We start from the raw sequence: 20,507 nt of genomic DNA, 5'->3' as shown, positions 1-20,507 counted from the left end.
CGCCCCGTCGGAGAGTGACCTGATGGTCCTGGTGATGGGCGTCGATTCGTCGACGCAGTCGTGCAAGGTCGTGATCGCGGATGCCGCGACCGGCGCCATTCTCCGGACGGGGCGGGCCACGCACCCGGACGGCACGTCCGTCGATCCCGAGGCGTGGTGGATCGCGCTCCAGGCGGCGATCGCGGACGCCGGCGGAATGGGGGACGTCGCCGCCTGGTCGATCGGCGGCCAGCAGCACGGCATGGTCGCGCTCGACGACGCGGGCCGCGTCGTGCGTGACGCGCTGCTGTGGAACGACACCCGTTCGGCGGGCGCGGCATCCGACCTCACGACCGAGCTCGGCGCCGAGCAGCTCGCGCAGCGCAGCGGGCTCGTCCCCGTGGCATCCTTCACGATCACGAAGCTGCGCTGGCTGCGGGATGCCGAACCGGACAACGCCGCGCGGGTGGCGGCCGTCGCGCTCCCGCACGATTGGCTCACATGGCGGCTGCGGGGCTTCGGGCCCGACCGTCCCGACCTCGCCGAGCTGATCACCGACCGCTCGGACGCATCGGGGACCGGGTACTGGGACCCGTCCAGCGGCGACTACGACCGCGACCTGCTCGTCGCCGCCCTCGGTCGCGACGCGATCCTGCCGCGCGTGCTGCCGGCCCTCGGTCATGTGGCCGACGCCGACGGTCGCCGCGTCGCCCCCGGCGCCGGCGACAACGCGGGCGCGGCGCTCGGCGTGGGCGCCCGCGCCGGCGACGTCGTCGTCTCGATCGGCACGTCGGGGACCGTCTTCGCCGTCAGCGAGACGCGCACCGTCGACCCGACCGGAACGGTCGCCGGATTCGCGGACGCGTCCGGCCGGTTCCTGCCGCTCGTCGCGACCCTCAACGCGGCGCGGGTGCTCGATGCGACCGCGCGGCTGCTGGGCGTCGACCACGACGGCCTCACCGACCTCGCCGCCGCCGCTGAGCCCGGTGCCGGCGGCGTCGTCCTCGTGCCGTGGTTCGAGGGCGAGCGGACGCCGAACCTGCCGCAGGCGCGTGCGTCGCTGTCCGGCCTCTCGCTGGAGAACACGACCCGCGAGAACCTGGCCCGCGCCGCCGTCGAGGGGATGCTCGCGGGTCTTGCGACCGGCCTCGACGCGATCCGGGCGCTCGGCGTGACCGCAGAGCGCGTCCTCCTCGTCGGCGGCGCCGCGCGCAATCCCGCCGTCGCGGCCGCGGCCGCGCAGGTCTTCGACGTTCCCGTCGCCGTCCCCGCCCCCGGCGAGTACGTCGCCCGCGGTGCCGCGCTGCAGGCCGCGGCCGTCCTCGCCGGCGCCTGGCCGGAATGGTCCGTCGACATGGATCGGGAGGCCGCATCCGACCCTCGCCCGCTCGTGCGCGAGCAGTACGATCGCGTCGCGCTGCGCCGCGCGGAGGAGGCCCGCTGACCGGGCGTCACGCGCTCGTCGTCCGCGGCGGGTGGGACGGGCACCACCCCGTCGAGGCGACCGAGCTGTTCCTGCCGTTCCTGCGGGAGCAGGGCTTCGAGGTGCGGGTCGAGGACAGCCCGGAGGTGTACGCCGACGGCGCCGCGATGGCGGACGTCGACCTCATCCTCCAGTGCGTGACGATGTCGACCATCTCGCGCGAGGCGAGCAAGGGGCTGCGCGACGCCGTCGCCGCGGGCGCCGGGTTCGCCGGCTGGCACGGCGGGATCGCCGATTCCTTCCGCAACGAGGCCGACTACCTCCAGCTCGTCGGCGGCCAGTTCGCGACGCACCCCGGGCGTCAGCCCGACGAACGCCCCGGCGACGAACGCGACAACTACCTCGACTACGTCGTCGAGATCACCGATCTCGGCCGCGCGCACCCGATCACCCAGGGGATCGGCGACTTCGCGCTGCACACCGAGCAGTACTGGGTGCTCCACGACGACCTCATCGACGTGCTGGCTACGACGACGCATCCGACGCAGAGCTACCACCCGTGGCATCGGCCGATCGTGAGCCCCGCCGTGTGGACGCGCGAGTGGGGCGCCGGGCGGATCTTCGTCGCCACGCCGGGCCACTCACCGGACGTCCTCCGCCACCCCGATGTCCGCACCATCATCGAGAGGGGCCTGCTGTGGGCCGGCCGCACGCCGTAGGCATCGTCGGGCTCGGGGTCATCTCGCGCCAGTACCTCGACACGTTCGCCGCCGGAAGTGCCGTGCGAATCGTGGCCGTTGCGGATCTGGATGCCGCGCGCGCGGCCGAGGCAGCGGCATCCCTTCCGCACGCCCGGGCGATGTCGGTCGATGACCTGATGGCCGGTGGCGAGGTGCAGACGGTGCTCAACCTGACGATCCCTGCTGCGCACGCGGACATCGCCCGCGCCGCGATCGCGGCCGGCAGGTCCGTCTACGGCGAGAAGCCGCTGACGATGACGGTCGCGGAGGGGCGGGATCTCGTGGCGGCCGCGGATGCCGCCGGCGTGCGGTTCGGCGGCGCCCCTGACACCGTCCTCGGCACCGGGGTGCAGACCGCCCGCCGGCTCATCGACGACGGCGCGCTCGGGCGGCCGGTCGCGGCGACCGCGACCTGGATCTCGCCGGGGCACGAGGCGTGGCATCCCGCCCCCGACTTCTACTACGCGCCCGGCGGCGGGCCGCTGTTCGACATGGGGCCGTACTATCTGACGAGTCTCGTCCATCTGCTCGGGCCGGTCGTCGCCGTCTCGGGCGCCGGGCGCCGCATGCGCGCCGAGCGGACGATCGCGACGGGCCCGCGCGCCGGCCGGACCGTGCCCGTCGAGGTCGACACGCATGTCAGCGGACTCCTGGAGCACGCGAGCGGAGCGGTCTCGACCATCGTGACGAGCTTCGACGGCGTCGCGACGTCCGCGCCGCCGATCGAGGTGCACGGTGATGCCGGATCGCTCATGGTCCCCGACCCGAACATGTTCGACGGCGACGTCCGCATCCGCAGACTCGGCGGGGTGGACTGGGAGACCGTCGCGCCGTCGGCGGGCTACGTCGGCGCCGGTCGCGGCGTCGGGCTCATCGACGCGTTCACGTCGCCGACGGGCCCCCGCGCCGACGCTCGCATGGCGCTGCACGTCCTCGACGTGATGGAGAGCCTGCTGCGGTCCTCGCGCGAGAACCGCCGGGTCGAGATCGACACGCGCGTCGACGTGCCGCCCCTCGTCCCGCTGACCCCGCCGGAGCGCTGGCGGTGACCGTCAGCGGGGCCCCGATCCCGTCCGAACGGAAGACCGGAATGACCACTGCACGCGTGACCCTCGACCCTCGCCTGTCTGTGGGAGAGGTGGACCGCCGACTCTTCGGCTCCTTCGTGGAGCACCTGGGACGCTGCGTGTACGACGGGCTGTACGAGCCCTCGCATCCCTCCGCCGACGAGGACGGCTTCCGCACCGACGTCATGGCCCTCGTGCGCGAGCTCGGCGTCACCACCGTGCGGTACCCGGGCGGCAACTTCGTCTCGGGCTACCGCTGGGAGGACGGTGTCGGTCCCCGGGAGGAGCGTCCCCGTCGCCTCGACCTCGCCTGGCACTCCACCGAGACGAACGAGATCGGCCTCGATGAGTTCGCTCGCTGGGCGCGCAAGACCGACACCGAGCTCATGTACGCCGTGAACCTCGGGACGCGTGGCGTGCTCGAGGCGCTCGACGTGCTCGAATACGCGAACGTCCCCGGCGGCTCGTTCTGGTCGGACCGCCGCGCCGCGAACGGCACGCCCCAGCCGCACGGTATCCGGATGTGGTGTCTCGGAAACGAGATGGACGGCCCCTGGCAGCTCGGCGCGAGCACGCCGGCCGAGTACGCCGAGATCGCATCGAAGACGGCGAAGGCGATGCGACAGGTCGACCCCGGCGTCGAGCTCGTGGTCTGCGGCAGCTCGGGCGCGCAGATGCCCACGTTCGGCGAGTGGGAGCGTGTCGTCCTCGAGCGCACGTACGAGGACGTCGACTTCATCTCGTGCCACGCGTACTACGAGCCGAAAGACGGCGATGACGGCAGCTTCCTGGCATCCGCGACCGACATGGACCGCTTCATCGAGAGCGTCGTCGCGACCGCCGACGCCGTGGGGGCGGCCCGCGGCAGCGACAAGCGGATCAACATCTCGTTCGACGAATGGAACGTCTGGTATCAGTCGCGGTTCACCGAGGTCGACAAGATCACCGAGATCGACCAGTGGCCCGTTGCGCCGCGTCTGCTGGAGGACAGCTATCGGGTGATGGATGCCGTCGTCGTGGGCAACCTGCTGATCTCCCTCCTGCGTCACGCCGACCGGGTCAAGGCGGCGAGCCTCGCCCAGCTCGTGAATGTGATCGCGCCGATCATGACCGAGCCCGGCGGTCCCGCCTGGCGTCAGACCACGTTCTTCCCCTTCGCGGAGTCCGCCCGTCTCTCGCGCGGCCGCGCACTCGACGTCCGGCTCGACTCGCCCGAGTACGACACGGCGCAGTACGGTCGCGTTCCGATTGTCGATGCGGTCGCCACGCACGACCCCGCCACGGGGTCGACGGCACTGTTCGCCGTCAATCGCAGCCTCGACGAAGAGGTGACGCTCGAGATCGACCTCACGCTGCTCGGAGAGGTGACCACGATGACCGCGCAGGTGCTCGCCGACGACGACATGCACGCGCGGAACACGCTCGAGGATCCGGAGCGTGTCGCGCTCCGCGAGCTCCACCTCGACCGGAGCGCCGACGGCGTCGTGAGGGTCGCACTGCCGCGGGTGTCGTGGGTCGTGGTCACGCTGCGGTGATCTGGTCCCCAGAAGCCAAGAGGGCCCCCGCCGTGCGAACGGCGGGGGCCCTTGTGGCTCTCGAGGACTATGCGGACGTCGCACCCACGAGCGTCACCACGTCGGCCGTCGCGATGCGGGGCTCGTCCGGATCGATGACATGCACGGGGCCGGTGAACTCCACCGACGCGACCGTCTCGCGGTCCGCGCTGGACGGCCCGACCCACAGGTCGACGCGTCCCGGCTCGACGGCGCGGCGGGCGTCGCGTCCGGCATAGGCGAATCGGGATGCCGGGACCTCGAACCGCACACGTGCGGATTCGCCGGCGCCGAGCGTGATGCGGTGGTACGCGAGGAGCTGCGCGACGGGCCGCGTCGTGCTGCCGACCACGTCGTGGCCGTAGAGCTGCACGACGTCGGCGCCGGCCACGCGGCCGGTGTTGCGCACCGTGACGGACACGGTGAGAGCGTCGGTCGTGGCGGACTGCTCTGCCACCTCGATGTCTTCGTGTGAGAACGTCGTGTAGCTGAGACCGAAGCCGAACGAACGGACCGGCGTCGGGTCGGCGCTCGTGATGTCACTGCGACCGCCCAGCTTCGGGTGGAGGTAGGTGAAGGGCTGGGCGCCGGCGGACCGCGGCAGCGATACCGGGAGGCGGCCCGAGGGGACGGTCCGGCCGGACACGATGCCGGCGATGGCGTCGGCGCCCTCTTCGCCGGGGAAGAAGGCCTGGAGCACGGCGGCCGGGCGCTCCACACCGTCGAGGGCCCACCCGATGGCGTACGGGCGGCCCGAGAGGACGACCATGACGACAGGAGTACCCGTCGCGATGACCTCCTCGACGAGCTGTCGCTGCACGCCGGGCAGCTCGAGGTCGTCGACGTCGTTGCCCTCGCCGACCGTGCCTCGGCCGAAGAGGCCTGCGCGGTCGCCGACGACGACGACGGCCAGCTCGGCTCCCCGGGCAGCGGCGACGGCCTCGGCGATGCCGGACGGGTCGTCGCCTTCGACGTCGCAGCCGGCGACAGTCTCGACAGCGGCATCCGGGTACTCCGCGCGCAGCGCGTCCTTCAGAGTCGGGATCTCGATGCCCGCGGGAGTGCCGGGGTGGTGGGCGAGCACATGGTTCACGAAGGAGTAGCAGCCCATGAGCGCGTCGGACGAGTCGGCGTTCGGACCGATGAGAGCGATGCGGCGGACGGGAGCAGCGGGCAGGGCCCCGTCGTTCGACAGCAGCACGACCGACTCCGCCGCGAGCCGCCGGGCGAGGTCGCGGTGGCGCGGAGCGTCGAGGTCGATCTCCGTCGGCGCCGTGTCGAAGGTCTCATCCAGCAGCCCGAGCCGCTCCTTCTGCTCCAGGACGCGCAGCACAGCGAGGTCCAGGACCGACTCGTCGAGGATCCCGTCGCGGACGCGCTGCAGCAGCGGGGCGGCGTAGGCGTCTCCCGTGGGGAGCTCGACGTCGATGCCGGCGCGCAGCGCCAGCTCCGCCGCCTCGCCGAGATCTGCGGCGACACCGTGGGTGGACTGCAGGAACGCGACGGAGAAGTAGTCCGAGACGACGGGGCCGGCGAACCCGAGCGAGCCGCGCAGGACGTCACCGAGGTAGTGGCCGCTCGCGGCGACCGGCTCGCCGTCGATCTCGGCGTAGGAGTTCATGACCGAGCGGGCTCCGCCGTCACGCAGAGCCATCTCGAACGGCGGCAGGAAGACGTCGGCGAGCTCGCGGGGACCGGCATGGACGGGCGCGTGGTTGCGCGCCGCCTGCGACGCCGAATATCCGACGAAGTGCTTCAACGTGGCATCCACCCCGCTCGACTGCAGGCCGCGGACATAGGCGGTGCCGACGGTGCCGACGAGGTACGGGTCTTCGCCGATGCACTCGTCGACGCGTCCCCACCGTGGATCGCGGATGACGTCGAGCACGGGGGCGAGGCCCTGGTGCACGCCGAGCTCGCGCATCGACGCGCCGATCGCCTCGGCCATCTCGGCGACCAGTTCGGGGTCGAATGACGCTCCCCATGCGAGCGGGGTGGGGAAGGTCGCCGCCTTCCACGCGGCGAGTCCGGTCAGGCATTCCTCGTGCACGATCGCGGGGATGCCGAGACGGGTCTCCGTCTTGAGGCGCCGCTGCTCCTGCCAGAGCCAGTCGGCGCGCTCGACCGGGTCGACCGGCCGGGTGCCGTAGACGCGGGTCAGGTGCCCCAGCCCGTGCGCGGTGGCATCGGCGTAACGGGTGGTCGTGACCATCTCGTCGGCGAGTGGGGCGACGACCTCGCCGCCCTGGTCGACCCAGTAGCCGACGAGCTGCGCGGCCTTCTCGTCGAGCGTCATCTGTGCGAGCAGGTCGCGCACGCGCGCGGAGCCCTGCGTCGGGGAATCGGTCATGTCAGCCCTTCACTGCGCCGGTGAGACCGCCGACGATGCGCCGCTCGAACAGGCTGAAGAAGACCAGAGCGGGGAGCATGGACAGCGACGTGAACGCCAACACGCGAGCGGTGTCGACGGAGTATTGCGAGGAGAACGCCTGCACACCCAGGGGGAGGGTGAACTGCGCCTCGTTGTTGAGGATGAACAGCGGCAGGAGGTAGGCGTTCCAGCTGCCGATGAAGGCGAGGATGCCGACCGTGATGACACCCGGGACGGCCAACGGCAGCACCATGCGCCAGAAGAACGACAGGCGTCCGCAGCCGTCGAGATAGGCGGCCTCCTGGATCTCGTCGGGGATGGCGCGGAGGAACGGGACCAGGATGATGATCGTCGTCGGCAGTGCGAACGCGATCTGCGGCAGGATGACCCCCGGAAGGGTGTTCATGAGTCCGAGCGAGCGCACCACGATGTACAGCGGCGTGATCGCGACGGTGATGGGGAACATCAGGCCGGCGGCGAAGAGCGCGTAGAGGACACCCCGGCCGCGGAAGCTGTACCGAGCGATGACGTAGCTGGCGGCCAGTCCGAGTGCCACGGCGCCGACCGTCGTCGCGAGGGCGACGAGCGTCGAGTTGCCGACCTGGCTCCAGAACTGTCCGCTGGTGATGACGCCGACGTAGTTGTCGATGTTCCACGGGTCGGGGAATCCGGCCGGGTCCACCGTGATCGCGGAGTTCGAGCGGAAGCCGCCGATGATGATGTAGATCACCGGTCCGAGCATGAGCGCGATGACGAGGAACGCGATGAAGTAGACGGCGGGGGAGCCCCACGGCAGCTTCGGACGCGGCGCGCGGCGCGGGGCGGCGCCTGCCGGTGGAGCCGTGGTCAAGGTCATGGTGGCGCTCACTGAACGCCCCTCTCTGTGATGGCACCGGCGGTGTCGCGGCGGAGGACGGAGCGCTGGTAGATCAGCGCGACGATGAGGGAGATCACGAAGATCACGACGGCGACGGCGTTTCCGTAGCCGAAGTTGCCGGCATTGCGGCCGGTCACGACCATGTAGATCGCCATCGTGTTGGTGCCAGCGACGGAGGAGACGTACTGCCCCCAGATGATGTAGACGAGGTCGAACAGCTGGAGTGCGCCGATGATCGACAGGAACGCCCAGATCCGCAGGGTCGGGGCGAGCAGCGGCAACGCGATGCGGCGCTGGATCTGCCAGTAGGAGGCGCCGTCGATGGCGGCCGCCTCGTAGAGCTCCTCGGGGATGCCCTGGAGCCCGGCGAGGAAGAGGATGACGGCGAACCCGACGTACTTCCACGTGAGGATCGCCATGAGTGTCCAGATAGCGATCGACGGGTCGGCGAGCCAGTCCTGCGCGAGGCCGCCCAGGCCCAGCTTCTCGAGCATCCCGTTGGCGGCGCCGTTGGTCGACAGCAGGAGGCTGAACCCGGTGCCGACGACGACCTCGGCGATGACGTAGGGGACGAAGATCAGGACGCGGATGACCGACTGGCCACGCATCTTCCGGTTCAGCAGCAGCGCCAGGAGGATGGCGATCGGTCCCTGCAGGACGATCGACATCAGGACGATGAAGCCGTTGTGGGCGAGCGCGCTCTGGAAGTTCGGGTCGCTGAAGATCGTGATGTAGTTCTGCAGACCGACGAATTCCGTCGCCGGGCCGAACCCGGACCAGCGGAAGAACCCGTAGTAGGCCGCCATGGCGACCGGCAGGATGACGAAGCCCAGGAAGAACACCACGGCGGGTCCGGCCAGCAGCAGCACCTCGAGGCGCCCCGCCCAGCCGAGACCGCGCGGCTTGCGGCGTACTCGCGGCACGGACGGGGGCGGCGTGATGCCGCCCCCGTCGTGCTGCGCGAGATCGGATGCGTCCGTGTCGGACATCTCGCGGGTGTCCATACTCAGCCTTGCGCGCCTGCCGCGGTCACGGCCTCGATGAACTTGCCCGAGTCGCTGTTGCCCGCGAGCAGGTCGACGACCGCCACGTTGAGCGCGTTGCCCACGTTCTGGCCGAGGACCGTGTCGAGCCACTGCGACACGAACGGAGCGTTGTTGTACGCCTCGAGGATCTGCTGCAGGTAGGGCTCGGTGACCTCTTCCTGTGCAACGGAGTTGACCGGCGGCGACTGGAAGGCCTGGTAGTACGCCTTCTGCTGCTCGGAGCTCGCGATGAAGTTGAGGAAGTCGGCGCACTCCTTCGGCGCCTGCGCGGCGCAGGAGTAGCCGTCGACGCCACCCATGATCGAGCCGGGCTCGCCATCACCGCCGTCGAGCTCGGGGAAGGGGAACCAGGCGAGGTCGGGGAGCGGCTTCTCGTCCGGAGTCAGCGACGCGATCACGCCGGGGTTCCAGGCGCCCATGAGCTCCATCGCGGCCTTGCGGTTGGCGATGAGGCCGGCCGAGCTGCCGGCGCCCTGCTGGGCGGCGGTGGTGAGGAAGCCCTCGTTGAACGGCTCCGTCTCCGCGAAGTCGATGAGGTCGTCCGCGGCCCGCGTCCAGCACTCGTCGCTGAAGTCCTTCGAGTCGCCGGTCTCTTCGATCACCTTCGGGCTGCACTCGCGGATCGCGAAGAAGTAGTACCAGTGCGCCGCCGGCCACGCATCCTTCGCGCCGAGGGCGATGGGCGCGATGCCGGTGCCCTTCAGCTCGCCGACCGCGTCCTTGAGGTCGTCGATCGTGGTGGGGTTCTCGGTGATGCCCGCCTCGTCGAAGGCGTCCTGGCTGTAGAAGAAGCCGCCGGGCAGGACCGACAGGGGCATCGCCCACACCTTGTCCTGATACGTCTCAGCGGCGAACGAACCCTCGGAGATCTCGCCCCGGATGTCATCCGAAATGAGGTCCGTGAGGTCCATCAGCTGGCCGGCGTTGACCATCGCGGTCATCTTGCCGCCGCCGCGCTGTAGGAAGATGTCGGGCGGATCGCCCGCGTTGAGCGCCGTCTGGAGCTTGCCGTCCATGTCTTCGTTCTGGACGGACTGCATCTTGATCGTGACGCCGTCGTTCTCCTCTTCGAATGCCGCGATGGCGTCCTTCCAGAACTGCTGGCCGGGGCCGGTCGTCGAGTTCTGCCACAGGGTCATCTCGACGTTGCCGTCGCTCCCCGTGTCGCCGCCCCCCGCGGCACATCCGCTCATCACGAGCGCTGCGGCGGCGAAGGCCGCGGCCCCCATTGCGAACCGTCTGGTCCTCATGTGATCACCATTCTCTTCGTTGAGTGCACGCTCGGTCATCGAGGTGCCGATGGCCCGACGGTGCATGTCGGGTACTTCGCCATTCTGAGAATTGTTGCCGCTGGCGTCAAACGTTTTCGAAAAGGTTTTCCATCGGGGTACGCTTCGGTCCATGAAGCGCCGTGCGACGATCCACGATGTCGCCGCCGCGGCGGGCGTGTCCGTGGCGACGGTGTCCAAAGCCGTCAACGGTCGGTACGGTGTGGCGCCCGACACCGTTCAGCGGGTCCTGACGGCGGTGGCCGACCTCGGGTATGAATCGAGCCTCGTCGCCAGCAGCATGCGCGCGCGGCAGACCGGCGTCGTCGGCGTCCTCGTCGCCGACTTCGAGCCGTTCTCGGCAGAAGTCCTCAAGGGCGTCGGTGCCGCCCTCCGCGACTCCCGGCTCGACCTGCTCGCCTACAGCGGGTCGCGGCAGGTGTCCAGCGAAGGGTGGGAACGCCGCTCGCTGAGCCGCCTCAGCGGCACGCTCGTCGACGGAGTCATCATGGTCACTCCCACGGTCGTCAACGTGTCCGCCGAGGTTCCGGTGGTCGCGATCGATCCCCACACCGGTCCCGCCGATCTGCCCACCGTAGAGTCCGACAGCTTCGCCGGAGCGCGGCACGCGGTCGCCTACCTGATCTCGCTCGGCCACCGCCGCATCGGGTTCGTCGCCGGCCGCCCCGACCTGCGGTCGTCGATGCTTCGGGAAGGCGGGTATCGCCGTGCACTCGACGACGCCCGCATTCCGTTCGACACCACCCTGGTGGGCGTCGGGAGCTACGACCAGGACATCTCCCGCGAAGCGGCGACACGGCTGCTCCGTCGCCACGACCGCCCCACGGCGGTGTTCGCCGCGAACGACGTGTCGGCCCTCACCGTCGTCCGCGTCGCGCACGAACACGGGCTGTCCGTCCCTCGCGACCTCTCCGTGGTCGGCTTCGACGATGTCCCCGACGCGTCGCAGGCGACCCCGGCCCTCACCACCGTGCGCCAGCCGATGCAGCGTCTCGGCGCCGAGGCCGTCACTCTGCTCCTCGAATTGATGGGCGGCGGCACGCCGGAGCAGACCCACTTGCGCCTGCCCACGGCGCTCGTTCCGCGCGCCACGACCGCGCCACCGCAGCTCACAGCACCCTCGTAGGCCGCCCCCGTACCGTCGGAGCCATGCCCACCCCGCTCGACGAGCAGCAGATCACCGTGTCGGCGGCATCCCTCCGGGCGATGCGCGACGAGTTCCAGCGTTTCCTCATGGAGTATCGCTTCGGGCTCCAGGAGGTGGAGACCAAGATCTCGATCCTCCGCGAGGAGTTCCACGAGATGCACGACTACAACCCGATCGAGCACGTCTCGAGTCGGGTGAAGACTCCCGACAGCCTCGTGGAGAAGATCCAGCGCAAAGGCATCGACCCCGACTTCGAGTCAATCCGCTCCGGCATCACCGACATCGCAGGCATCCGCATCACCTGCAGCTTCGTGACCGACGCCTACCGGCTGTTCGACCTCCTCACCGCGCAGGACGACATCCGTGTGCGCGAGGTCAAGGACTACATCGCGGTGCCGAAGGAGAACGGCTACAAGAGCCTGCACGTCATCGTCGAGGTGCCCGTGTTCCTCTCGACCGGTCGGGTCGACGTGCCGGTCGAGGTGCAGTTCCGGACGATCGCGATGGACTTCTGGGCCAGCCTCGAGCACAAGATCTACTACAAGTACGAACGCCAGGTTCCGGCCGATCTCCTGGCGGGGCTGAAGGATGCCGCGGACACCGCCGCCGAGCTCGATGCCCGAATGGAGCGGCTTCACCGCGAGATCCGCGGCGGGCAGCCGCCGCAGCCCGAGGGCGCGGGCGCGGGCGCAACGATCTTCGTCTGACAGTGCGGCTCGTGCGGGTCGACAATGGGACGATGACGGATGCCACGACCGATGCGATCCTGAACGCTGCACGCGAGCGGCTGGCCGGATCGCCGCGCGAGCGGCTGGGCGACTGGGCGGCATCCCGTCGATTGCTCGGCCTGGGTCGGGCGCCGCGCATCGTGCCCGTCACGGACGCCTGGCATGTCGGGGTGCTTCTGATCGGCGATGACCGGGTGTTCGCGACGGGGGAGATCCTGCGCGCGCGTCACGATGCGGTGCGCGGGTACACCGCCGAGTCGCAGCGTGCGCGCTCCGATCGTGCCGCCGCAGCACATCGGGGCGGTTTCGCGGAGGGGGAGGTCGTCCACCTCGGGTGGGAGGAGCTGGACCCCGCGGCGGTCGACCGAGGTGAACGCTCGGGAATCCTGTCCCTCGCGGCGGGCGTCCCGCAGGTGCGATGGAGCGCGTCCGGAGCGACGCGTGCTCTCGCGGAGTACCTCGACGATCTGCTGTCGTTGCGCTGAGTCGATCTCCTGCCTCGCGAGGACGTCGTGTCAAGGGCCCCAGCCCGGACACATAGCGTGGATAGTGTGGCCTTCCACCTAACTGGGGAGAACGCATGCAGGTATGGCCCGGATCCGCCTATCCGCTGGGAGCCACCTTCGACGGGAACGGGACGAACTTCGCCCTGTTCAGCGAGGGCGCCGAGAAGGTCGAGCTCTGCCTGTTCGACGAGAACGGTGAGGAGACGCGCGTCGAGCTGATCGACGTCGATGCCTTCGTCTGGCACGCCTACCTCCCGTCGGTGCAGCCGGGGCAGCGCTACGGCTACCGCGTCCACGGCCCGTACGACCCGGCGAACGGTCAGCGGTTCAACCCGAACAAGCTCCTGCTGGACCCGTACGCGAAGGCGGTCGACGGCCAGATCGAGTGGGACCAGTCGGTCTTCAGCTACACCTTCGGCGACCCCGACTCGACCAATGACGACGACTCGGCCGCGGCCATGATGAAGGGCGTCGTCGTCAACCCCTACTTCGACTGGCAGGGCGACCGCCAGCCGAAGACGCCGTACGCCGAGAGCGTCATCTACGAAGCCCACGTGAAGGGCCTCACGATGACGCACCCCGACATCCCCGAGGACATCCGCGGCACCTACAGCGCGATCGCGCATCCCGTGGTCATCGAGCATCTCAAGAAGATCGGTGTGACGGCGCTCGAGCTCATGCCGGTGCACCAATTCGTGAACGACTCGACGCTGCAGGAGAAGGAGCTCTCCAACTACTGGGGCTACAACACGATCGCGTTCCTCGCGCCGCAGAACACGTACTCCGCCGCGGGCGGCGTCGGCCAGCAGGTGCAGGAGTTCAAGGCGATGGTCCGTGCGCTGCACGCCGCGGGCATCGAGGTGATCCTCGACGTCGTCTACAACCACACCGCCGAGGGCAACCACATGGGCCCGACGCTCTCGATGCGCGGCATCGACAACGCGGCGTACTACCGCCTCGAAGACGACGACAAGCGGTACTACACCGACTACACCGGCACGGGCAACAGCCTCAACGTCGGCAACCCGCACACGCTGCAGCTCATCATGGACTCGCTGCGGTACTGGGTGCTCGAGATGCACGTCGACGGCTTCCGATTCGACCTCGCCTCCACGCTCGCTCGCGAGTTCTACGACGTCGACCGACTGTCGGCGTTCTTCGAACTCGTGCAGCAGGACCCGGTAGTGAGCCAGGTGAAGCTGATCGCGGAGCCCTGGGACATCGGCCCCGGCGGCTACCAGGTCGGCAATTTCCCGCCGCAGTGGACGGAATGGAACGGGAAGTACCGCGACACGGTTCGCGACTTCTGGCGTGGCGAGCCCTCCACCCTCGGCGAGTTCGCGCTGCGGCTCACCGGGTCGGCTGACCTGTACGAGCAGGACGGGCGTTGGCCGGTGGCATCCATCAACTTCGTCACCGCCCACGACGGATTCACGCTGCGCGACCTCGTCTCGTACAACGAGAAGCACAATGAGGCCAACGGCGAGGACAACAACGACGGAGAGTCCCACAACCGGTCGTTCAACCACGGCGTCGAAGGTGCCACGGACGATCCCGAAATCCTCACCGTGCGGGCGCGCCAGCAGCGCAACTTCCTCGCGACGCTCCTGCTCAGCCAGGGCGTGCCGATGATCTCGCACGGCGACGAGCTCGGCAGGACCCAGGGCGGCAACAACAACGGCTACGCGCAGGACAACGAGATCACCTGGATCGACTGGAGCTCCGTCGACCAGCCCCTGGTTGAGTTCACCTCGGTGCTCGCCCGGCTGCGGCGGGACCACCCGACGTTCCGACGCCGGCGCTTCTTCGACGGACGTCCGGTGCGTCGCGAAGAAGGCTCGCCGCTGCCCGACATCGCGTGGGTCCGCCCCGACGGCTCGGAGATGCAGCCGGAGGACTGGGACTCGGGCTTCGGCCGCGCCGTCGGCGTGTTCCTCAACGGTGACGGCATCCGCGAGCGTGACCGCCGTGGCGAGGAGATCCACGATCGTCACTTCTTCGTGTACTTCAACGCGGGCGATGAGGCCGTCGACTTCACCATCCCCACCGCGACGGCGAGCCCGCGCTGGGAGGTGCTGGTCGACACGGCCGGCGGGGCGGCGGACAGTCCCGTGATCGAACCCGGCGGTTCGGTGACGGTCGGGGCGAAGGCCCTCGTCGTCCTGCGCGACCACGAGGAGGAGATCGTCGAGTCCGACCCGTCGGTGGCGGCGTCGCTCGCAGCCCTCACGGGAACGATCGATGTGATCCCTGCGCAGGCGCCTCCGGCCGAACTGCCGCACTGACAGCCGACCCTCTCGACGGAACAGAAGGATGCCGTGACCCGCTCACCCCATCGCCCGGCGCCCGTATCGACCTACCGGCTGCAGATCCGGCGCGGATTCGACCTCAACTCCGCCGCCGAGCTGGCGGACTACCTCCGACAGCTCGGCGTGGACTGGGCGTACCTGTCGCCCCTACTCACGGCGACGAGCGGATCGGATCACGGCTACGACGTCGTCGATCCGACGACCATCGACCCCGAGCGGGGCGGCGCGGCGGGCCTCGATCGCTTCTCGGCAGCCGCGCGTGACGCGGGACTCGGCGTGCTCGTGGACATCGTGCCGAACCATCAGGGCGTCTCCGACCCGAGGCAGAACCCATGGTGGTGGGACGTGCTCCGGCAGGGGCAGGCGTCGCCGCACGCGGCGGCGTTCGACATCAACTGGGCGCTCGGCGGACGGGTTCGACTGCCCGTCCTCGGCAGTGAACTCGAGGTCGCCATCGACGCCGGCGAGATCACGATCGACACGGATGCCGGTGTCGTGCGCTACTTCGACCATGAGTTCCCGCTCGCGGACGGGACAGGGGAGGGGCCCGTTGCGGAGGTGCTCGAGCGGCAGCACTACGAGCTGCTGTTCTGGCGACGCGATGCCGAGCTGAACTACCGGCGGTTCTTCGCGGTGACGACGCTCGCCGGTGTCCGCGTCGAAGACCCCGCGGTCTTCGACGCGACCCACGTCGAGATCGTCCGCTGGATCCGCGAGGGACTCGCCGACGGCCTGCGGGTGGATCACCCCGACGGACTCGCCGACCCCGGCGGCTACCTCGACCTGCTGGCCGCCGCGACCGGCGATGCGTATGTGCTCGTCGAGAAGATCCTCGAGCACGGCGAAGACCTTCCCGCCTGGTGGGCGACCGACGGCACGACCGGGTACGACGCGATGGCCGCTCTCGACTGGGTGCTGACCGATCCGGCCGGTGAAGCGCGGCTGGCTCGTCTCGACGCGCACCTGCGCGGCCGCGATGAGCCGGACTACGACGATGTCGTCCATGAGGCGAAGCTCGCGTGGGCGACCGGCGGACTCCGGGCGGAGCTGCTGCGGCTGACGAACCTCGTCGCTCCCGCGGACCGGGGCGGCGCAACGGACGGGGGGTGGGAGGACGCGCTCGCCGAGATGCTGGCCGCGTTCCCGGTGTACCGCGCGTATCTCCCGGCGGGAGCGGATCACGTGGCGGACGCGGTGTTCACGGCGTCCGAACGTCGGCCCGATCTCGCGCCGGTGTTCCGGACGATCGCGGCGCGACTTGCCGTCTCCCCGGAGGGCGAGTTCACCCGCCGCTTCATGCAGCTCACGGGACCCGTCATGGCCAAGGGCGTCGAGGACACCACGTTCTACCGCTGGACGCGGCTCACCTCGCTGACCGAGGTGGGCGGCGACCCGCACCACTGGACCGCCGGAGTGGACGCGTTCCACGCGGCATCCGCTCGCCGCCAGTCGACGTGGCCGAAGGCGATGACGGCGCTGTCGACGCACGACACGAAGCGCAGCGAAGACGTGCGGGCCCGGCTCGCGGTGCTCTCGGAACTGCCGGAGCGCTGGGCCGAGGTGCTGGGCGAGCTGCGCGCCGTCGCGTCGACGGACGACGGCCCGCTCGACAACCTGCTCTGGCAGGCGATCGTCGGGGCGTGGCCCGCGAGCCGCGAGCGACTGCACGCGTACGCCGAGAAGGCGTCGCGCGAGGCGGGGTTGAGCACGACGTGGACCTCTCCCGATGAGGCGTTCGAGGAGCGGATGCATGCGATGGTGGATGCCGCGTTCGGCGACGCCCGTCGGATCGTGGAAGCGTTCGTCGAGGAGATCACCCCCCACGGTCGGTCGAACTCGCTGTCGATGAAGCTGCTGCAGATCGCCGGTCCCGGCGTCCCTGACGTGTATCAGGGCACGGAGCTCTGGGACCACAGCCTCGTCGATCCCGACAATCGCCGCGAGGTCGATTTCGAGGAGCGGCGGCGCCTGCTGGCCCGTCTCGACGAGGGATGGATGCCGGGGATCGACGCATCCGGCGCGGTCAAGCTCCTGGTGACCTCGAGGGCCCTGCGGCTGCGTCGAGACCAGCCCGAGCTGTTCACGCGGTACACGCCGATGACCGTCGTCGGTTCGGCCGAAGAGCATGCCGTCGCGTTCGACCGCGGCGGCGCGGTCGCCGTGGCCACCCGTCTGCCCGTGGGCCTCGCCGCCCGAGGCGGCTGGGGCGACACGCTGCTGCTGCGCCACTCGGGTCCCACGGTGGACGTCCTGACCGGACGTCGCTTCGAGGGCACCGCGGTGCGGCTGGCGGAGCTGTTGGAAACCTATCCGGTGGCCTTGCTCGTGCCGGTCGACGAGATCCAGGAAGGGAACGTCTCATGATCGAGGTGTGGGCTCCGCGTCAGGAGCGGGTGCGACTACGTCGCCCCGGGCGGGAGGACGTCGCCCTGCACGCGGCGGCGGACGGCTGGTGGCGCGCCGACGTCGAACTCGCGGACGGTGACGAGTACGGGTTCGTCCTGGGCGACGCCGAGAGCGTGCGACCCGACCCGCGCTCGCGGCGTCAGCCTCGGGGCGTGCACGAGGCGTCGGCCTGGTACGAGCCGGCATCCTTCCCCTGGACCGATGGCGACTGGACCGGCCGGCAGCTGGCGGGAGGGCTGATCTACGAACTCCACCTGGGCACGTTCACCCCGGAGGGGACGTTGGATGCCGCGATCGCCCGATTCGATCATCTCGTCGACATCGGGGTGACCCACATCGAGCTGCTGCCGGTGAACGCCTTCAACGGAACGCACAACTGGGGGTACGACGGTGTGCTCTGGTACGCCGTGCAGGAGACCTATGGCGGACCTGCGGCGTATCAGCGATTCGTGGATGCCGCGCATGCGGCGGGCCTCGCGGTGATCCAGGACGTCGTCTACAACCACCTCGGCCCGAGTGGCAACTACCTGCCGGAGTTCGGGCCGTACCTGCGCGACGGGTCGCGGAACACATGGGGCGACAGCCTGAACCTGGACGAGTCGGCGGTGCGCGAGTTCATTGTCGAGAACACGTTGATGTGGCTGCGGGATTATCACGTCGACGGTTTGCGGCTCGATGCCGTGCACGCCCTGCACGAGTCCGGCGAGCAACCGGTGCACATCCTGCAGGAGATCGCGGAGCGTGCCGATGCGCTGAGCGCGCACGTCGGGCGGCCGTTGACGTTGATCGCAGAGAGCGACCTGAACGATCCGGTGATGTTCCTGCCACGCGAGGCCGGCGGGTACGGTCTGGCGGCGCAGTGGTCGGACGACTGGCACCACGCCGTGCACGTCGCGCTCACCGGCGAGACGGTCGGGTATTACGAGGACTTCGCCGATCCCGAGGCGCTGCCGAAGGTGTGGACCGAGGGGTTCTTCCACAACGGGACCTACTCGTCGTTCCGTGAGCGGGATCACGGCAAGCCGGTGCCCGACGACGCGGCATCGTGGCGCCTCGTGACGTACGCGCAGGATCACGATCAGATCGGCAACCGTGCGGCGGGCGACCGTCTGACGGCGACGCTGTCGGCCGATCGGCTGGCGATCGCGGCGGTGCTGACGCTGACCGCGCCGGGCACGCCGATGCTGTTCATGGGCGAGGAGTGGGGCGCGTCGACGCCGTGGCAGTTCTTCACCTCGCACCCCGAGCCCGAGCTCGCCGAGGCGACGGCGAAGGGGCGGATCGCAGAGTTCGTGAAGATGGGGTGGGACGAGAGCATCGTGCCGCTGCCCAATGATCCGGCGACCTTCGAGCGGTCGAAGCTCGATTGGGACGAGCGGGAGAAGGGTGAGCACGGTCGTCTGCTCGACCTGTATCGGAGTCTGGCCCGGTTACGGCGCGAGCGGCCCCAGCTGACGGATCCCGGTCCGGGTGGCCGGGATGCGGAGGTCGAGGTGCGCGAATCGGGTCGGCGCTATGTGCTCCGGCGCCGGGATGTGCGCATCGTCGTGAACCTGACGGATGAGCCGTGGGAGGTTGCGGGCGGTGACGTGTGGATCGCGACGCGCGAGCCCGACGCCGCGGGCGAATCCCTCGTCATCGCGCCGGAGTCGGCGGTCGTCATCGGTCGGTGAGCGGGCGGCGGGCTCAATAGGGTGCTCGGCCGTCGTCGTGCGTGGGTGCGGCAGGGGTGAAGGCGACGGCCGGGGTGGGTGCGTCTTCGCGGTAGGTCCTGCCAAGGGGTGAAGTCCATTCGAGGACGCCACCCTTGAGTTGTCGGACCCTCCAGGCGGTGAACTGCTTCATCGAGTGGTGGCGTTGGCAGAGATGCGCGAGATTCGTCGTTTCCGTCGCCCCGCCGAGCGCCGCGTCGTGGGTGTGATCGACTTCGCAGCGGATCGCCGCGGTGCGGCATCCGGGGAATCGGCAGTGCTGGTCGCGGGCTTGCAGGTACCGGCGCATCGCACTGGGTACTCGGTACGAGTCCACGGCGAGCACGGTGCCGGTGATCGGGTCGGTGACGAGTCGTTCCCACGTGGGCGTCGACCCGGCGAGCAGCCGCGCGGTGGTCGGGTCGATGGGGGAGCGGCCGACGAGGTCGCACGCTTCGTCCGCACCCGCGAGCGCCAGGGCGGGGATGACGACCTGCACTCGTGCCCGGATCGCACCGAGCGGACCCGCGGTCGTGTCGCGCGTGTCGTCGAGGGCGGGCGTGCCCGCGAGGAGCAGGTCGGCGAACACATCGGCACGGACCTGGTCGGCGGACCGGGCGTCGGTCGTGATCGCCTCGTGCCGGTCGTGGGCGTCGATCCCCGCGTCGTCGACGGCACCCGCAGTGCGGTCGCCGCTTGCGGCATCGGCCCGCTCACCGCGGGTGTCGATGATCGCCCGCGCCATCTGTGTCAGCCGATCATGCACGCCCTCGACGATTGCCGTCGGAAGCGTCGCGACCAGATCGGACATCCCATCGCGCCCAGGGAGGACCCGTACGCACCGTCCCGCGGTCGCCTCCGCGTGGCGTTCGGTGAACGACCGCGGGTGCATCCGCTGCGCCAGGATCTCGAGCTCCGCTCGCACGCGGTTCGGTGTATCCCGCTCGCACCGGGTGATCGCCGCGGTCTCGAACTCGGCTCGCAGCTCCGGCGGAACGACCGACCCGGTCTCGACGATGACGAGCACGTGGCCTCGCGTGATGGCACCCGTCTCCCACGCGGCCAGGGCGCCCGGGAAGTCCTCCACGATCACGCGGGCATCGCTGATCCGGCGTTGCACGGTCCGGTCGGCGACCCGCATCACGCCGCCGAGTTCCGCCGCGATCGATCGGAGGATCATGTCGTGCTCTCGCACCCGACCCGGCGACCCCGCCGACTGGGTCTCCGCGAGCCGACCCGCCGCGGCGAGCACCCGGATCTCACGGATCTGCGCCGCCGCGACCTGCCGCCCGGCGGACTCGACCTCATGCACGAACCCAGCCAAAGACGCGAGGAACGCGTCCGATCCGGGAGTCTCCGCCGTGCTGGTCATACC

At 69.9% G+C, this 20,507-nt stretch carries 15 protein-coding genes; 10 read left to right on the top strand and 5 right to left on the bottom strand.

The window, feature by feature from the left end:
• Positions 1 to 22: 22 nt before the first annotated feature.
• The 4 genes from BKA24_RS15205 to arfA are packed head-to-tail and all read left to right on the top strand — an operon-like array spanning position 23 to position 4,744.
• Positions 23 to 1,423, top strand: a complete 1,401-nt coding sequence (locus BKA24_RS15205; RefSeq protein ID WP_184220158.1) for a xylulokinase — start codon at positions 23 to 25, stop codon at positions 1,421 to 1,423.
• Positions 1,420 to 2,121, top strand: coding sequence for a ThuA domain-containing protein (locus tag BKA24_RS15200; RefSeq protein WP_246367451.1), 702 nt, complete (start codon positions 1,420 to 1,422; stop codon positions 2,119 to 2,121). Before BKA24_RS15205 ends, BKA24_RS15200 begins: the two co-directional genes overlap by 4 nt.
• Positions 2,100 to 3,191: a Gfo/Idh/MocA family protein gene (locus tag BKA24_RS15195; protein ID WP_184220152.1), complete on the top strand. Its 1,092-nt coding sequence runs from the start codon at positions 2,100 to 2,102 to the stop codon at positions 3,189 to 3,191. The genes BKA24_RS15200 and BKA24_RS15195 overlap by 22 nt, the downstream gene beginning before the upstream one ends.
• A gap of 41 nt (positions 3,192 to 3,232) precedes the next feature.
• A complete protein-coding gene (gene arfA, locus BKA24_RS15190; RefSeq protein WP_184220149.1) occupies positions 3,233 to 4,744 on the top strand; it encodes an arabinosylfuranosidase ArfA in 1,512 nt (503 codons plus the stop codon).
• A gap of 67 nt (positions 4,745 to 4,811) precedes the next feature.
• Here arfA and BKA24_RS15185 read toward each other — a convergent pair whose 3' ends face one another.
• Genes BKA24_RS15185 through BKA24_RS15170 form a run of 4 tightly spaced genes read right to left on the bottom strand, consistent with a single transcriptional unit; the run spans position 4,812 to position 10,306 of the window.
• A complete protein-coding gene (locus tag BKA24_RS15185) occupies positions 4,812 to 7,112 on the bottom strand; it encodes a beta-xylosidase/alpha-l-arabinosidase (protein ID WP_184220146.1) in 2,301 nt (766 codons plus the stop codon).
• Between the two features lies 1 nt (position 7,113).
• Entirely contained in the window at positions 7,114 to 7,989 is an 876-nt protein-coding gene (locus tag BKA24_RS15180; RefSeq protein WP_184220143.1) for a carbohydrate ABC transporter permease, read from the bottom strand.
• 8 nt (positions 7,990 to 7,997) lie between these two features.
• On the bottom strand, positions 7,998 to 8,999 hold the full coding sequence (locus tag BKA24_RS15175) for a carbohydrate ABC transporter permease (RefSeq protein ID WP_184220140.1): 1,002 nt from the start codon (positions 8,997 to 8,999) through the stop codon (positions 7,998 to 8,000).
• A 17-nt stretch (positions 9,000 to 9,016) separates the two neighbouring features.
• Positions 9,017 to 10,306: an ABC transporter substrate-binding protein gene (locus BKA24_RS15170; RefSeq protein WP_184220137.1), complete on the bottom strand. Its 1,290-nt coding sequence runs from the start codon at positions 10,304 to 10,306 to the stop codon at positions 9,017 to 9,019.
• A gap of 151 nt (positions 10,307 to 10,457) precedes the next feature.
• On the opposite strand from BKA24_RS15170, the gene BKA24_RS15165 reads away from it, so the two are divergent.
• The 6 genes from BKA24_RS15165 to treZ all read left to right on the top strand — a co-directional run bounded on the left by BKA24_RS15165 (position 10,458) and on the right by treZ (position 19,114).
• Positions 10,458 to 11,471: a LacI family DNA-binding transcriptional regulator gene (locus BKA24_RS15165; RefSeq protein ID WP_184220134.1), complete on the top strand. Its 1,014-nt coding sequence runs from the start codon at positions 10,458 to 10,460 to the stop codon at positions 11,469 to 11,471.
• A 23-nt stretch (positions 11,472 to 11,494) separates the two neighbouring features.
• A complete protein-coding gene (locus BKA24_RS15160; RefSeq protein WP_184220130.1) occupies positions 11,495 to 12,199 on the top strand; it encodes a GTP pyrophosphokinase in 705 nt (234 codons plus the stop codon).
• Between the two features lie 32 nt (positions 12,200 to 12,231).
• Positions 12,232 to 12,705 (top strand): glutaminase, encoded by a 474-nt coding sequence (locus tag BKA24_RS15155; protein WP_184220127.1) that lies wholly within the window; start codon positions 12,232 to 12,234, stop codon positions 12,703 to 12,705.
• Positions 12,706 to 12,800: 95 nt separating this feature from the next.
• A complete protein-coding gene (glgX, locus tag BKA24_RS15150) occupies positions 12,801 to 15,011 on the top strand; it encodes a glycogen debranching protein GlgX (RefSeq protein ID WP_184220124.1) in 2,211 nt (736 codons plus the stop codon).
• 33 nt (positions 15,012 to 15,044) lie between these two features.
• A complete protein-coding gene (gene treY, locus BKA24_RS15145; protein ID WP_184220121.1) occupies positions 15,045 to 17,399 on the top strand; it encodes a malto-oligosyltrehalose synthase in 2,355 nt (784 codons plus the stop codon).
• On the top strand, positions 17,396 to 19,114 hold the full coding sequence (gene treZ, locus BKA24_RS15140) for a malto-oligosyltrehalose trehalohydrolase (protein WP_184220118.1): 1,719 nt from the start codon (positions 17,396 to 17,398) through the stop codon (positions 19,112 to 19,114). Before treY ends, treZ begins: the two co-directional genes overlap by 4 nt.
• 13 nt (positions 19,115 to 19,127) lie before the next feature.
• On the opposite strand, the gene BKA24_RS15135 is transcribed toward treZ, so the two are convergent.
• Positions 19,128 to 20,504 carry an HNH endonuclease signature motif containing protein gene (locus BKA24_RS15135; RefSeq protein ID WP_184220115.1) on the bottom strand — a complete coding sequence of 459 codons (1,377 nt, stop codon included), beginning with the start codon at positions 20,502 to 20,504 and terminating at the stop codon, positions 19,128 to 19,130.
• Between the last annotated feature and the right edge of the window lie 3 nt (positions 20,505 to 20,507).

The organism is Microbacterium marinum (genome assembly GCF_014204835.1).
GTDB lineage: Bacteria > Actinomycetota > Actinomycetes > Actinomycetales > Microbacteriaceae > Microbacterium > Microbacterium marinum.
The sequence above is the reverse complement of the archived record's forward strand: the minus strand, read 5'-3'. Positions and strand labels throughout refer to the sequence as shown.

Bases quoted from the DNA above. Each gene is read 5' to 3' on its own strand.
- BKA24_RS15205 (WP_184220158.1), top strand. From the start codon at position 23: ATGGTCCTGGTGATGGGCGTCGATTCGTCGACGCAGTCGTGCAAGGTC.
- arfA (WP_184220149.1), top strand. From the start codon at position 3,233: ATGACCACTGCACGCGTGACCCTCGACCCTCGCCTGTCTGTGGGAGAG.
- BKA24_RS15185 (WP_184220146.1), bottom strand. From the start codon at position 7,112: ATGACCGATTCCCCGACGCAGGGCTCCGCGCGCGTGCGCGACCTGCTC.
- BKA24_RS15180 (WP_184220143.1), bottom strand. From the start codon at position 7,989: ATGACCTTGACCACGGCTCCACCGGCAGGCGCCGCCCCGCGCCGCGCG.
- BKA24_RS15175 (WP_184220140.1), bottom strand. From the start codon at position 8,999: ATGTCCGACACGGACGCATCCGATCTCGCGCAGCACGACGGGGGCGGC.
- BKA24_RS15170 (WP_184220137.1), bottom strand. From the start codon at position 10,306: ATGAGGACCAGACGGTTCGCAATGGGGGCCGCGGCCTTCGCCGCCGCA.
- BKA24_RS15165 (WP_184220134.1), top strand. From the start codon at position 10,458: ATGAAGCGCCGTGCGACGATCCACGATGTCGCCGCCGCGGCGGGCGTG.
- BKA24_RS15160 (WP_184220130.1), top strand. From the start codon at position 11,495: ATGCCCACCCCGCTCGACGAGCAGCAGATCACCGTGTCGGCGGCATCC.
- BKA24_RS15155 (WP_184220127.1), top strand. From the start codon at position 12,232: ATGACGGATGCCACGACCGATGCGATCCTGAACGCTGCACGCGAGCGG.
- glgX (WP_184220124.1), top strand. From the start codon at position 12,801: ATGCAGGTATGGCCCGGATCCGCCTATCCGCTGGGAGCCACCTTCGAC.
- treZ (WP_184220118.1), top strand. From the start codon at position 17,396: ATGATCGAGGTGTGGGCTCCGCGTCAGGAGCGGGTGCGACTACGTCGC.
- BKA24_RS15135 (WP_184220115.1), bottom strand. From the start codon at position 20,504: ATGACCAGCACGGCGGAGACTCCCGGATCGGACGCGTTCCTCGCGTCT.